General features: G+C 55.9%; 14 protein-coding genes. 13 read left to right on the top strand and 1 reads right to left on the bottom strand.

Annotated features, from left to right (window positions below):
- The first annotated feature begins 46 nt into the window (after positions 1-46).
- The 3 genes from malX (at position 47) to add (ending at position 3,958) form a co-directional block, all read left to right on the top strand.
- On the top strand, positions 47-1,639 hold the full coding sequence (malX, locus tag ACOTYN_RS02395; RefSeq protein ID WP_048996084.1) for a maltose/glucose-specific PTS transporter subunit IIBC: 1,593 nt from the start codon (positions 47-49) through the stop codon (positions 1,637-1,639).
- Positions 1,640-1,687: 48 nt separating this feature from the next.
- Positions 1,688-2,860: a MalY/PatB family protein gene (locus ACOTYN_RS02390; RefSeq protein WP_045269487.1), complete on the top strand. Its 1,173-nt coding sequence runs from the start codon at positions 1,688-1,690 to the stop codon at positions 2,858-2,860.
- Positions 2,861-2,956: 96 nt separating this feature from the next.
- The gene (gene add / locus ACOTYN_RS02385; protein WP_014883584.1) at positions 2,957-3,958 is read left to right on the top strand and encodes an adenosine deaminase; all 1,002 of its coding nucleotides are present in this window, start codon (positions 2,957-2,959) and stop codon (positions 3,956-3,958) included.
- Positions 3,959-4,010: 52 nt separating this feature from the next.
- Here add and ACOTYN_RS02380 read toward each other — a convergent pair whose 3' ends face one another.
- Positions 4,011-5,051 (bottom strand): oxidoreductase, encoded by a 1,041-nt coding sequence (locus tag ACOTYN_RS02380; protein ID WP_071922295.1) that lies wholly within the window; start codon positions 5,049-5,051, stop codon positions 4,011-4,013.
- Positions 5,052-5,294: 243 nt separating this feature from the next.
- Between ACOTYN_RS02380 and blr the strand changes: the two genes are divergently transcribed.
- From blr to nth, 10 genes are all read left to right on the top strand, one after another.
- Positions 5,295-5,420, top strand: a complete 126-nt coding sequence (gene blr, locus ACOTYN_RS02375; RefSeq protein WP_168112406.1) for a division septum protein Blr — start codon at positions 5,295-5,297, stop codon at positions 5,418-5,420.
- A gap of 231 nt (positions 5,421-5,651) precedes the next feature.
- Positions 5,652-5,867, top strand: coding sequence for a transcription modulator YdgT (gene ydgT, locus ACOTYN_RS02370; protein ID WP_013096896.1), 216 nt, complete (start codon positions 5,652-5,654; stop codon positions 5,865-5,867).
- An 86-nt stretch (positions 5,868-5,953) separates the two neighbouring features.
- Positions 5,954-6,394 carry a DUF2569 domain-containing protein gene (locus ACOTYN_RS02365; RefSeq protein WP_332956295.1) on the top strand — a complete coding sequence of 147 codons (441 nt, stop codon included), beginning with the start codon at positions 5,954-5,956 and terminating at the stop codon, positions 6,392-6,394.
- Positions 6,395-6,470: 76 nt separating this feature from the next.
- Positions 6,471-7,052 (top strand): electron transport complex subunit RsxA, encoded by a 582-nt coding sequence (rsxA, locus tag ACOTYN_RS02360; RefSeq protein ID WP_014883581.1) that lies wholly within the window; start codon positions 6,471-6,473, stop codon positions 7,050-7,052.
- A complete protein-coding gene (rsxB, locus tag ACOTYN_RS02355) occupies positions 7,052-7,630 on the top strand; it encodes an electron transport complex subunit RsxB (protein ID WP_023337191.1) in 579 nt (192 codons plus the stop codon). Before rsxA ends, rsxB begins: the two co-directional genes overlap by 1 nt.
- Entirely contained in the window at positions 7,623-9,644 is a 2,022-nt protein-coding gene (gene rsxC / locus ACOTYN_RS02350) for an electron transport complex subunit RsxC (RefSeq protein WP_332956293.1), read from the top strand. Before rsxB ends, rsxC begins: the two co-directional genes overlap by 8 nt.
- Positions 9,645-10,697: an electron transport complex subunit RsxD gene (rsxD, locus tag ACOTYN_RS02345; protein ID WP_045269484.1), complete on the top strand. Its 1,053-nt coding sequence runs from the start codon at positions 9,645-9,647 to the stop codon at positions 10,695-10,697.
- 10 nt (positions 10,698-10,707) lie between these two features.
- Positions 10,708-11,328: an electron transport complex subunit RsxG gene (rsxG, locus tag ACOTYN_RS02340; protein WP_048996073.1), complete on the top strand. Its 621-nt coding sequence runs from the start codon at positions 10,708-10,710 to the stop codon at positions 11,326-11,328.
- Positions 11,329-11,330: 2 nt separating this feature from the next.
- A complete protein-coding gene (locus ACOTYN_RS02335) occupies positions 11,331-12,017 on the top strand; it encodes an electron transport complex subunit E (protein WP_023337188.1) in 687 nt (228 codons plus the stop codon).
- A complete protein-coding gene (gene nth / locus ACOTYN_RS02330) occupies positions 12,014-12,649 on the top strand; it encodes an endonuclease III (RefSeq protein WP_023338272.1) in 636 nt (211 codons plus the stop codon). Before ACOTYN_RS02335 ends, nth begins: the two co-directional genes overlap by 4 nt.
- Positions 12,650-13,076: the final 427 nt, after the last annotated feature.

Genomic DNA, 13,076 nt, shown 5'->3' with positions numbered 1-13,076 from the left:
AGCATTGAAGCAGATAAACTGATTTTAACAATAAAGGAGTCGTTTTATGACGGCGAAAGCAGCACAAAAAATATCGCTGTGGGAGTTTTTCCAGCAACTGGGTAAAACCTTTATGCTGCCCGTGGCACTCCTCTCGTTCTGTGGGATCATGCTCGGGATCGGTAGCTCACTGAGCAGTAAAGACGTCATTACCCTGATCCCGTTCCTCGGTACCCCCGTACTGCAGGCGATCTTCATCTGGATGAGTAAAGTCGGCTCCTTCGCATTTAGCTTCCTGCCTGTGATGTTCTGTATCGCCATTCCGCTGGGTCTGGCGCGCGAGAACAAAGGTGTGGCGGCGTTTGCCGGTTTTGTGGGTTACGCTGTGATGAATCTGGCGGTTAACTTCTGGCTGACCGCGAAAGGCATTCTGCCGACCACCGACGCTGCCGTGCTGAAAGCCAATAACATTCAGAGCGTGATTGGTATCCAGTCGATTGATACCGGGATCCTCGGCGCGGTGATCGCCGGGGTGATTATCTGGATGCTGCACGAGCGCTTCCACAATATTCGCCTGCCGGATGCCCTGGCCTTCTTCGGCGGTACCCGCTTTGTACCAATTATTACCCTGGTGGTGATGGGTCTGTTTGGTTTAATCATTCCGCTGATCTGGCCAGTCTTTGCGATGGGCATCAACGGTATTGGCCGCATCATTAACGGCGCGGGCGATTTTGGTCCGATGATCTTCGGTACCGGTGAGCGTCTGCTGCTGCCGTTTGGCCTGCAGCATATCCTGGTCGCCCTGATTCGCTTCACCGAAGCGGGCGGAACCATGGAGGTGTGCGGTCACGATGTGAGCGGCGCGCTGACCATCTTCCAGGCGCAGCTGAGCTGCCCGACCACTCATGGCTTCTCTGAAAGCGCCACCCGCTTCCTGTCTCAGGGTAAAATGCCAGCCTTCCTTGGCGGCCTACCGGGTGCGGCACTGGCGATGTACCACTGCGCGCGTCCGGAAAACCGCCATAAAATTAAAGGGCTGCTGATCTCCGGCGTGATCGCCTGCGTCGTCGGCGGGACCACTGAGCCTATCGAATTCCTGTTCCTGTTTGTTGCGCCGGTGCTGTATCTCATCCACGCCGCGCTGACCGGTCTGGGCTTTACCGTCATGGCGGTGCTGGGCGTCACTATCGGTAATACCGACGGCAACGTGATTGACTTCGTGGTGTTCGGTATCCTGCATGGTCTTTCCACCAAGTGGTATCTGGTACCGGTCGTGGCGGCCATCTGGTTTGCGGTGTACTACGGCATCTTCCGCTTCGCCATTACCCGCTTCAACCTGAAAACGCCAGGCCGTGATGTTGAAACAGCCACCAGCGTCGAACAGGCGGTTGCAGGAACCGTGGGCAAATCCGGCTATAACACCCCTGCCATTCTGGCGGCGCTGGGCGGTGCGGATAACATTACCTCGCTGGATAACTGCATTACCCGCCTGCGTTTGTCGGTGGCGGATATGTCAAAAGTGGATACCAACGCCCTGAAAGCCAACCGGGCGATCGGCGTGGTACAGTTAAATCAGCACAATTTGCAGGTGGTTATCGGCCCGCAGGTACAGTCGGTGAAAGATGAGCTGGCAACCCTGATGCGAACAGTAGAAGCCTGATGCCCCGCCCCCTCGCTCTGAGGGGGTTTTACTTTAAGGACTCACGTGATGTTTGATTTCTCTACCGTCGTGGATCGTCACGGCACCTGGTGTACACAGTGGGACTACGTCGCCGACCGTTTTGGCGCGCCCGACCTGCTGCCCTTCACCATCTCGGATATGGATTTCGCCACCGCCCCCTGCATTACTGACGCGCTGCACCAGCGCATCAACCACGGCGTGTTTGGCTACAGCCGCTGGAAAAACGATGAATTTCTTGCCGCCGTCGCGCACTGGTTCCGCCAGCGCTTTAACAGCCACATTGATACCGAAACCATCGTGTATGGCCCTTCCGTCATCTACATGGTGTCCGAGCTGATTCGTCTCTGGTCCGCTCCTGGCGACGGCGTGGTGGTGCACACCCCGGCATACGATGCGTTTTACAAAGCCATTGAAGGCAATGGGCGTCATGTGGTGCCGGTTGAGATGGAAAAGCATGCTTCTGGCTGGCTGGGCAATATGGCTGCTCTGGAAGCGGCACTGGCGAAACCGGAAAATAGAATCCTGCTCCTGTGCAGCCCGCAAAACCCAACCGGTAAGGTCTGGACCCGCGAAGAATTGACCCACATGGCAGAGTTGTGCGCGCGCCATAACGTTGCGGTCATCAGCGATGAAATTCATATGGACATGGTGTGGGGTGCGCATCGTCACACGCCGTGGAATGAGGTGGCGCGCGGCAAATGGGCGCTGCTAACCTCCGGCTCGAAAAGCTTTAATATTCCGGCGCTGACGGGCGCTTACGGCCTGATAGGTGAAGAAGAGAGTCGTAACGGCTATCTCGGCGCCTTAAAAGGCCGGGACGGACTCTCTTCCCCCTCCGTACTGGCACTGACGGCGCATATCGCCGCCTACCAGCAGGGAGCGCCGTGGCTGGATGCCCTAAGGCACTATCTCGAAGAAAATCTGCTGTATATCGCGCAGGAATTAAACAGTGCTTTTCCGAAACTGAACTGGCAGCCGCCGGAGGCCACCTATCTGGCCTGGGTTGATCTGCGCCCGCTAAATATTGATGACCGCGCGCTACAAAAAGTACTGATTGAGCACCAAAAAGTGGCCATCATGCCGGGATATACCTACGGAAACGAAGGTAACGGTTTCGTGCGCCTGAACGCAGGCTGCCCGCGCAGCAAGCTGGAACAAGGGGTGAAACGCCTCATTGCCGGGATTAACACGCTCCTGTAATCAGTTTGCGCAACGGAATATTCCCTTGCGCAAATAGCTTTTTACCCCGTTTTGTTTTTATAATATGGCGCACTTTAACCAGAAAAGAGTGCGACCATGATTGATACACGCCTGCCTTTAACTGATATTCATCGTCACCTTGACGGTAACATTCGTGCCCAAACCATCCTCGATCTTGGCCGCCAGTACAATTTAACGCTTCCCGCTCAAACGCTGGAGTCATTGATCCCGCATGTTCAGGTCACCTCTAATGAACCTGACCTCGTCAGCTTCCTGAGCAAACTCGACTGGGGCGTGAAGATGCTGGCCTCGCTGGATGCCTGCCGCCGCGTGGCGTTTGAGAACATTGAAGATGCGGCTCGTAACGGCCTGCACTACGTTGAGCTGCGCTTCTCGCCGGGCTATATGGCGATGACCCACAACCTGCCCGTTGCAGGCGTGGTGGAAGCCGTGATTGAAGGCGTCCGCCAGGGGTGTGAAACCTTCGATGTCCAGGCCCGTCTGATTGGTATTATGAGCCGTACGTTTGGCGAAGCGGCCTGCCTGCAGGAGCTGGAGGCGCTGCTGGCCCATCGCGATGCCATCACTGCCGTCGATCTCGCCGGTGATGAACTGGGCTTCCCGGGCAGCCTGTTCCTCTCTCACTTCAACCGCGCACGCGATGCCGGCTGGCACATTACCGTTCATGCGGGTGAAGCGGCTGGCCCGGAAAGTATCTGGCAGGCCATTCGTGAGCTCGGCGCCGAGCGTATCGGTCACGGCGTGAAGGCGGTAGAAGACCGCGCCCTGATGGATTTCCTCGCAGAACAGCGTATCGGGATTGAATCGTGCCTGACGTCCAATATTCAGACCAGCACCGTGGCAACGCTCGCGCAGCACCCGCTGAAAACCTTCCTGGAACACGGCGTGCTGGCCTCGCTGAACACTGACGATCCGGCGGTACAGGGCGTGGATATCATCCACGAGTACAACAACGCCGCACCGCAGGCGGGTCTGAGCCGCGAGCAGATCCGTCAGGCGCAGATCAACGGTCTGGAAATTGCGTTCCTGACGCCGGAAGAGAAGCAGGCTCTGCGGAATAAAGTGGCAACCGCGTAAGCCTTTTTGCCGGGTGGCGGCTGCGCCTTACCCGGCCTACAGTATCTGAACCCTATGCCAGACAGAGCGTGGCGCGATGTTTGGCAGATTCGATACCCAGCTCAATCAGCTCCATAATCTGAATCGCCTGGCTGGCCGGAACCGGATTTTCTCCTGTTCCGTTCAACGAATCGCGAATAGCCGCATAATAGGCCGGATAGTTGCCCGGCATCGTCAGCAACGTTTCCTCAACCAGTTCCTCACCTTCAACCCGCGTGACCACGCCGTCGCGCATATCATAGCCCCAGTCTTCCTGCGGCAAACGCTCACCGCTTTTAAGACGGTCTTCCTGTGGGTCGAGGCCAAACTTCACATAGCTTCCCCGCGTGCCGTGAATGATATAACGGGCAGATTCCGCGGCCGCGACCATCGTCCCATGCAGCACGATGCGGCGCTGCGGATAACTTAACACCGCGTGGAAGTAATCGGTCGTCTGCGCCCCGGGTCTGAGCTGGGCCAGATCGACCGTCATGCTCACCGGCAGACCAAACAGGTTGACAGCCTGGTCCAAAAGATGAGGGGCTAAATCGTACCAGATGCCGCTCCCCGGACCGGCCTGCTCCCGCCAGCGGTGTCTTACCTGCGGGCGAAAACGGTCAAAGTGCGATTCAAAAAAGAGGATCTCGCCTAACGTACCTTCGCTGAGTAGCGTTTTTACCGTCAGGAAGTCGCTGTCCCAGCGGCGGTTATGAAAAACGGAAAGCAGTCTACCCAGGCCTTTTGCCAGCGCGTCCAGCTCACGCGCCTGTGACAACGTCACCGTGAAAGGTTTATCAACAATGACGTGCTTTCCTGCTTCCAGCGCGGCCTTTGCCAGGGGAAAATGCGTGTCGTTAGGTGTAGGGATGACAATTAAATCAATATTCGGATCGTTGAAGAGATGTTTTGGCTCAGAGACAACCGGCACGGAAGGCCAGTCGGCATGGACTTTGGTAGCATCGCTACTGGATACTGCTGCCAGCATCATTCCGGGCGTTCCGGCTATCAGAGGTGCATGAAACGTTTTGCTCGCGTACCCATAACCTATCAGACCGACGCGGATATTATCACTCATAGTGCCGTCCTCTTTTATGACGTTCTTATTTCACACTGGCAAGCCTGGCATAAGCGCAGATTAATAATGTGCCGTATGACTTAAAATAGCAGGTTGTGGCGGTTGTTTTCGTTACATAGTATTAACCTTCTGATTTTGTTTAAGGGAACCGTTCCCAAAGCGCTTGCCGTTGGTGAGGCCTCGCTGTAACATTTGCGCCCTGTATTTATGGATAAAGTACAATTACGAGTCATGACATCAATTATTAATCGAATCATTGAATTAGCGGGATGGATTGTTCTTGGGGTATCGGTCATTTTGCTCGGCGTTGCCAGCCACATCGATAACTACCAGCCGCCGGAGCCTGTCACAGTCGCCCAACCTAAGTAACCGGTTACTGCAATAACGAGTGACATATTATGTCAGTTACGTATTGCCAGCCCAGGTGAACACGGTTAACCTTCTCTTCCAGGCATCGTCTGATGCCTGAATTTCAGCAAAGAAAACTCCTAATTTCGTCGCGTTACCTGAGTGGGCTGTTTACGTCTTTATTAATCCGTTTATTATTCGAACGAATTACCTTAACGGGTATTACTCACTTTTATATGGAAACTTATTAATATGACAGTTCAGGACTATTTATTAAAATTTCGCAAGATCAATTCGCTTGAGAGCCTGGAAAAACTGTTTGACCACCTGAACTACACCCTGTCGGATAATCAGGACATCATCAATATGTATCGCGCCGCCGATCATCGCCGTGCGGAGCTGGTCTCCGGCGGTCGTTTGTTCAACGTCGGTGAAGTGCCTAAGTCTGTCTGGCGTTACGTTTTATAAGAAAGTAGCCATCCGCGCGAAATGTTATATACTCTCCGCCCTGCAAACTGGCTGTACAACATTTCGCGCAGATTATGGGAGAGTTCATGACCGCAACGCCTGAAGAACGCATTGGAGGCTGGTTAATCGCCCCACTGGCATGGCTGCTGGTTGCCTTGTTAAGCGCATCGCTTGCGCTGCTGCTTTATACCACCGCACTGATCACCCCTCACGCTATTCAGACCCTGATGTCGCAAAGTGTGCTTAATATTGCGATGTGGTTTGTGTCCTTCGTTTTCGCGATCGGCATGTGGTACTACACCCTGTGGCTGACCATCGCCTTCTTCAAACGCCGCAAAGGGGTGCCTAAGCACTATATTATCTGGCTGTTAATCTCAGTCCTGCTGGCAGTCAAGGCGTTTGCGTTCTCGCCGGTGTCTGACGCACTTGCGGTCCGCCAGCTACTTTTCCCGTTACTGGCCGCGGCGCTGCTGGTGCCCTATTTCAAGCGGTCGACGCGGGTAAAAAACACCTTCGTGAACCCGTAATAACCTTACAGATAACCTGTTGTCGCCTGACCCGGTTTGTCCGATAATAGGCGGCTTTTTTATTTCAGGCTAAATAATGACCGATTACTTACTGCTCTTTGTCGGCACTGTGCTGGTTAACAACTTCGTTCTGGTGAAGTTCCTTGGCCTGTGCCCGTTTATGGGCGTTTCCAAAAAACTGGAAACGGCGATGGGCATGGGGCTGGCAACCACCTTCGTCATGACGATGGCATCGATTTGCGCGTGGTTGATTGATACCTGGATCCTCATCCCGCTGGGGTTAATCTACCTCCGTACGCTGGCCTTTATTCTGGTCATTGCCGTTGTTGTGCAATTTACCGAAATGGTGGTGCGTAAAACCAGTCCGGCGCTCTATCGCCTGCTCGGTATCTTCCTGCCGCTGATCACCACCAACTGCGCGGTACTCGGCGTAGCGCTGTTGAACATCAACCTTGGCCATAACTTTATGCAGTCGGCGCTGTACGGTTTTTCCGCCGCTGTCGGTTTCTCGTTCGTAATGGTCCTGTTCGCCTCGATTCGCGAACGTCTGGCCGCTGCGGATATCCCTGCGCCTTTCCGCGGTAACGCGATTGCGCTGGTCACCGCGGGTTTAATGTCTCTGGCCTTTATGGGCTTCAGTGGTCTGGTGAAGTTGTAATGAATGCTATCTGGATTGCCATCGCCTCTATTAGCGTCCTGGGGTTAGCGTTTGGCCTTATCCTCGGTTACGCCTCCCGCCGTTTCGCGGTAGAGGACGATCCCGTTGTAGAAAAAATTGATGAGCTTCTGCCGCAAAGCCAGTGTGGGCAGTGCGGCTACCCTGGCTGTCGCCCTTACGCTGAAGCGGTGGGCATTCAGGGTGAGAAAATTAACCGCTGTGCGCCCGGCGGCGAAGCGGTGATGCTGAAAATTGCGGCCCTGCTTAACGTTGACCCACAGCCCGTTGATGGCGATGCGGATGTGCAGGAGCCGGTCCGCGCCCTCGCCGTGATCGACGAGGCAAATTGCATCGGCTGCACTAAATGTATTCAGGCCTGCCCGGTTGACGCCATTGTTGGTGCCACCCGCGCCATGCACACCGTCGTGGCGGATCTGTGCACCGGCTGTAACCTCTGCGTAGCCCCCTGCCCGACGCAATGTATTACGCTGCGCCCGGTTGAAGCGACTACCGAAAGCTGGAAGTGGGATCTTCAAACCATTCCGGTTCGCAACATTCCTGTGGAACAACATGCTTAAGTTATTTTCTGCTTTCAGAAAAGAGAAGATCTGGGACTTTGACGGCGGTATTCATCCGCCGGAGATGAAAACCCAGTCTAACGGTACGCCGCTGCGCCAGATTCCGCTGGCGACGCGTTACGTCATGCCGCTCAAGCAGCATATCGGCGCGGAAGGTGAGCTGTGCGTAAAAGAAGGTGATACCGTCCTTCGCGGTCAGCCCCTGACCTTCGGTCGCGGACGTATGCTGCCTGTACACGCCCCAACGTCCGGTAAAGTGATCGCGATTGCCCCTCATACGGTGGCGCATCCGTCGGCACTTTCAGAGCTGAGCGTGATCATTGAAGCCGACGGCGAAGATCGCTGGATCGAACGTGACGGCTGGAGCGACTACCGCAGCCAGAGCCGCGAAGCGCTTATCGAGCGCATTCACCAGTTCGGCGTTGCCGGGCTGGGCGGCGCGGGCTTCCCTACCGGCGTCAAGCTGCGCGGCGGTAGCGATAAAATCCAGACGCTGATTATCAATGCCGCAGAGTGCGAGCCGTATATCACCGCCGACGATCGTCTGATGCAGGATTGCGCCGCTCAGGTAGTGGAAGGCATCCGTATCCTCGCGCATATTTTGCAGCCGCGAGAAGTGCTGATTGGTATCGAAGACAATAAACCGCAGGCTATCTCCATGCTGCGCGCCGTGCTGGCGGGTAGCCATGATATCACCCTGCGCGTTATTCCAACCAAGTACCCGTCTGGCGGCGCAAAACAGCTGACGCAAATCCTCACCGGGAAGCAAGTGCCGCACGGCGGACGTTCTTCGGATATCGGCGTGCTGATGCAAAACGTCGGCACAGCTTATGCCGTGAAACGTGCGGTAATTGACGGCGAGCCGTTAACCGAACGAGTCGTGACGCTGACTGGCGAATCGGTCTCCCGTCCGGGTAACGTCTGGGCGCGCCTCGGTACGCCGGTGCGTCATTTGCTGGAGCAGGCTGAATTCTGCCCGGGTACCGATCAGATGGTGATCATGGGTGGCCCTCTGATGGGCTTTACCCTGCCATGGCTGGATGTCCCGGTAGTCAAAATCACGAACTGCCTGCTTGCTCCCTCTTCCACCGAGATGGGCGAAGTGCAGGAAGAGAAAGGCTGCATCCGCTGTGGCGCCTGTGCCGATGCCTGTCCGGCGGATCTGCTCCCGCAGCAGCTTTACTGGTACAGCAAAGGCCAGCTACACGATAAAGCCAAAGCGCATAACCTGGCCGACTGCATCGAATGCGGCGCCTGCGCCTGGGTCTGCCCAAGCAATATTCCGCTGGTGCAATACTTCCGCCAGGAGAAGGCCGAAATTTATGCCATCTCCATGGAAGAAAAACGTGCAGCAAAAGCCAAAGCGCGCTTTGAAGCACGTCAGGCGCGGCTGGAACGTGAAAAAGCGGCCCGTCAGGAGCGTCATAAGCAGGCCGCCGTCCAGCCTGGCGAAAAAGATCAGGATGCCATTAACGCCGCCCTGGCGCGCGTTCGCGAGAAAAAAGCCAATGCTGCCCAGACGGTGGTGATCCCTGCAGGTGAGAAGCCTGACAACAGTGAAGCCATCGCCGCGCGTGAAGCTCGCAAGGCTGCGGCTCGCGCACGTCAGGCAGAAAAAGCGCAAACAGCGCAACCGGATGGGGAGGTCGATCCACGCAAAGCCGCTGTCGAGGCGGCGATTGCCCGTGCCAAAGCCCGTAAGGCCGGGGAGCAGCAGGTGATGGTTGAACAGGACGCGGTCGATCCGCGTAAAGCCGCTGTTGAAGCCGCGATTGCCCGCGCCAAAGCGCGTAAAGCAGCGCAGCAGGCACCTGCAGCAGAAACAGAAGCACCGGTTGACCCGCGTAAAGCTGCCGTTGAAGCGGCGATAGCCCGTGCCAAAGCGCGTAAAGCAGCGCAGCAGGAAGAGCTGCCGCAGGCCGCTAACGATGACCCGCGCAAGGCCGCCGTCGCTGCCGCGATTGCGCGCGTTCAGGCGAAGAAAGCCGCACAGCAAGCCGTTAACGAGGATTAAATGGTTTTCAGAATCGCAAGTTCCCCTTACACCCATAATCAGCGTCAGACATCGCGTATTATGATGCTGGTTTGCCTGGCCGCGCTGCCGGGTATTGCCGTTCAGTGCTGGTTTTTCGGCTGGGGAACCCTGTTCCAGATAGCTCTGGGCTGTATCAGCGCCGTAGCGGCAGAGGCGCTGGTGCTGAAGCTTCGCAAGATGACGGTCTCCCGCATTCTTGCCGACAACTCCGCGCTGCTGACCGGCCTGCTGCTGGCCATCAGTATTCCGCCGTTTGCCCCGTGGTGGTTGGTCGTCCTCGGTACCGTTTTTGCCGTGATTATTGCCAAACAGCTGTATGGCGGGCTCGGCCATAACCCGTTTAACCCGGCGATGATCGGCTATGTGGTGCTGCTGATCTCCTTCCCGGTACAAATGACCAGCTGGCTTCCACCGCATGACATTGCCGCCACGGTGCCAGGCTTTATGGATGCCCTGCACGTGATCTTTACCGGCCATACGGCGCTCGGCGCGGATATGAACGCGCTGCGTATGGGCGTGGACGGCATCAGCCAGGCGACGCCGCTCGATACGTTCAAAACGTCCCTGCATGCCGGGCACAGCGTCGAGCAAATCATGAAATCCGCCATCTACAGCGGTATGCTTGCGGGCGCAGGCTGGCAGTGGGTTAACCTGGCGTATCTGCTGGGTGGCCTGTTCCTGCTGCAGCAGAAGGCCATCCGCTGGCATATTCCGGTCAGCTTCCTCGTGACGCTGGCGGTTTGTGCCACCCTTGGCTGGGTCTTCTCCCCTGAGTCGTTGGCCAGCCCGCAGATGCATTTGCTCTCCGGTGCAACGATGCTTGGCGCGTTCTTTATCCTGACCGATCCGGTGACGGCGTCTACGACTAACCGTGGTCGCTTGATCTTCGGTGCGCTGGCAGGACTGCTGGTCTGGCTCATCCGTAGCTTTGGCGGTTATCCGGACGGGGTGGCGTTTGCCGTCCTGCTCGCCAACATCACCGTTCCACTCATCGACTATTACACGCGCCCGCGCGTGTACGGCCATCGTTAAGGGTGTCGCGATGCTGAAAACAATGCAAAAACATGGCGTCACGCTGGCCGTTTTCGCCGCCGTACTCACCGGAATGACGGCGCTGGTGAATGAGCTGACCAAATCGACCATTGATGAACAGGCGGTGAAGCAGCAAAAAGCGCTGTTCGATCAGGTGATCCCGTCGGATTTTTACGATAATGACCTGCAAAAGAGCTGCTTCGTGGTAGACGCGCCGCAGCTTGGAAAAGGCCCACACCGCCTGTTTATCGCCCGCAAAGGGGATAAACCGGTCGGCGCGGTAATGGAGGCGACGGCGCCCGACGGCTATTCCGGCGCCATTCAGCTGCTCGTCGGCAGCGATTTCTCCGGCACCATACTGGGCACCCGCGTGACGCAACATCATGAAACGCCGGGCCTGGGCGATAAAATTGAAACCCGTCTGAGCAACTGGATTTTAGCTTTCGCTGGTAAAGTGATTCATGGCGAAGGTGACACCGCGTTTGCGGTGAAAAAAGACGGCGGCGAGTTTGACCAGTTCACGGGCGCGACCATCACGCCGCGCGCGGTGGTGAACGCCGTAAAACGGGCCGGGCTGTATGCTGAAACGCTGCCCGCGCAAATCAACAATCTTGCGGCCTGTGGAGAGTGATCATGAGCCAGGTTAAAGAGGTTATTGTCCAGGGACTGTGGAAGAACAACTCCGCGCTGGTTCAGCTGCTGGGGATGTGCCCACTGCTGGCCGTGACGTCAACGGCCACCAATGCGCTTGGTCTCGGTCTGGCAACGACGCTGGTGCTGACCCTGACCAACCTCTCCATCTCCGCCCTGCGCCGCTGGACCCCGTCGGAAATCCGTATTCCCATTTACGTTATGATCATTGCGTCGGTGGTCAGTATCGTCCAGATGCTGATCAACGCTTACGCCTTCGGTCTGTATCAGTCGCTCGGAATTTTTATCCCTCTGATCGTGACCAACTGTATTGTGGTCGGGCGTGCGGAAGCCTTCGCCGTGAAAAATAGTCCGGCCATGTCGGCGCTGGATGGTTTTTCGATTGGTATGGGTGCGACCGGTGCGATGTTCGTGCTCGGCTCACTGCGCGAGATCCTCGGCAACGGGACGCTGTTTGACGGTGCCGATGCGCTGCTGGGCGGCTGGGCCAAATCGCTACGTATCGAGGTGTTCCATACCGATACGCCATTCCTGCTGGCGATGCTGCCACCTGGCGCGTTTATTGGCCTTGGCATGATGCTGGCAGTAAAATACCTGATTGATGAAAAACGTAAGCGCCGCGCAGCAGAGCGTAGCGTCCAGGAAGGGATACCCGAGAAGGCCTCATGAATAAAGAAAAGCGCATTGCGATCCTGACCCGTCTGCGGGACGAGAACCCGCATCCGACGACGGAGCTGAATTTTACCTCCCCGTTTGAGCTGCTGATCGCCGTGTTGCTCTCTGCACAGGCTACCGATGTGAGCGTCAATAAAGCGACCGCCCTGCTCTATCCGGTCGCTAATACGCCAAAAGCGATGCTGGAGCTCGGCGTGGAAGGCGTGAAGTCCTATATCAAAACCATCGGCCTGTTTAACAGCAAAGCAGAGAATGTGATTAAAACCTGCCGGATCTTGCTGGAACAGCACGGCGGTGAGGTGCCGGAAGACCGCGCAGCGCTGGAAGCGTTGCCGGGTGTAGGACGCAAAACCGCGAACGTGGTGCTTAATACGGCGTTCGGCTGGCCGACGATCGCCGTGGATACGCATATCTTCCGAGTTTCTAACCGCACCAACTTCGCCCCCGGTAAAAACGTTGAGCAGGTTGAAGAGAAGCTGTTAAAAGTGGTGCCCGCCGAATTCAAGGTTGACTGCCATCACTGGCTGATTTTGCACGGCCGTTATACCTGCATCGCCCGTAAACCTCGTTGCGGCTCCTGCATTATTGAAGACCTCTGCGAATTCAAAGAAAAAGTGTATCCCTGAATTGCTGGTCTGAACAATCGCAATCCCACATCAGGAGAAGGCCTTCCAAATGTCCCTCTCCTGACCATAAATCATCCGCCTCTTGCCCCTGCTGACTTATCACTTGTTCGGCGCGTTAACGCTCAAACAGGTTAATACTTTTTTCATAGCCAAAAATTTCTATACATCTGTGATCGCGATCACTCTGATAACTTCATGTTGATTTTTTGTTGTCAAAATCATCCCAAAGCCTTTGCCAGACAAGATATAACCGATCAGAACCGGAAGATAAGACCAGCTATTTTTCAGAATATGGGCTATATCACTGCCACAAACGGCAAATAGCAGAACATATCGCCAAAAGCCGATCGGAGAGGGGGAATACCAGTTGAAAAAACTACCTTTACTCACCGTATGAAATTTAACGCTGAATAACATTTGCATGAAC

The sequence above is a fragment of the Enterobacter cloacae complex sp. IR5458 genome (genome assembly GCF_049238025.1).
Taxonomy (GTDB): Bacteria; Pseudomonadota; Gammaproteobacteria; order Enterobacterales; family Enterobacteriaceae; genus Enterobacter; species Enterobacter kobei.
Note: the sequence above shows the minus strand (reverse complement) of the source record. Positions and strands in the feature narration are given on the sequence as shown.

Coding starts and splice junctions, on each gene's coding strand:
- malX (WP_048996084.1), top strand. CDS start 47: ATGACGGCGAAAGCAGCACAAAAAATATCGCTGTGGGAGTTTTTCCAG.
- ACOTYN_RS02390 (WP_045269487.1), top strand. CDS start 1,688: ATGTTTGATTTCTCTACCGTCGTGGATCGTCACGGCACCTGGTGTACA.
- add (WP_014883584.1), top strand. CDS start 2,957: ATGATTGATACACGCCTGCCTTTAACTGATATTCATCGTCACCTTGAC.
- ACOTYN_RS02380 (WP_071922295.1), bottom strand. CDS start 5,051: ATGAGTGATAATATCCGCGTCGGTCTGATAGGTTATGGGTACGCGAGC.
- ydgT (WP_013096896.1), top strand. CDS start 5,652: ATGACAGTTCAGGACTATTTATTAAAATTTCGCAAGATCAATTCGCTT.
- ACOTYN_RS02365 (WP_332956295.1), top strand. CDS start 5,954: ATGACCGCAACGCCTGAAGAACGCATTGGAGGCTGGTTAATCGCCCCA.
- rsxA (WP_014883581.1), top strand. CDS start 6,471: ATGACCGATTACTTACTGCTCTTTGTCGGCACTGTGCTGGTTAACAAC.
- rsxB (WP_023337191.1), top strand. CDS start 7,052: ATGAATGCTATCTGGATTGCCATCGCCTCTATTAGCGTCCTGGGGTTA.
- rsxC (WP_332956293.1), top strand. CDS start 7,623: ATGCTTAAGTTATTTTCTGCTTTCAGAAAAGAGAAGATCTGGGACTTT.
- rsxD (WP_045269484.1), top strand. CDS start 9,645: ATGGTTTTCAGAATCGCAAGTTCCCCTTACACCCATAATCAGCGTCAG.
- rsxG (WP_048996073.1), top strand. CDS start 10,708: ATGCTGAAAACAATGCAAAAACATGGCGTCACGCTGGCCGTTTTCGCC.
- ACOTYN_RS02335 (WP_023337188.1), top strand. CDS start 11,331: ATGAGCCAGGTTAAAGAGGTTATTGTCCAGGGACTGTGGAAGAACAAC.
- nth (WP_023338272.1), top strand. CDS start 12,014: ATGAATAAAGAAAAGCGCATTGCGATCCTGACCCGTCTGCGGGACGAG.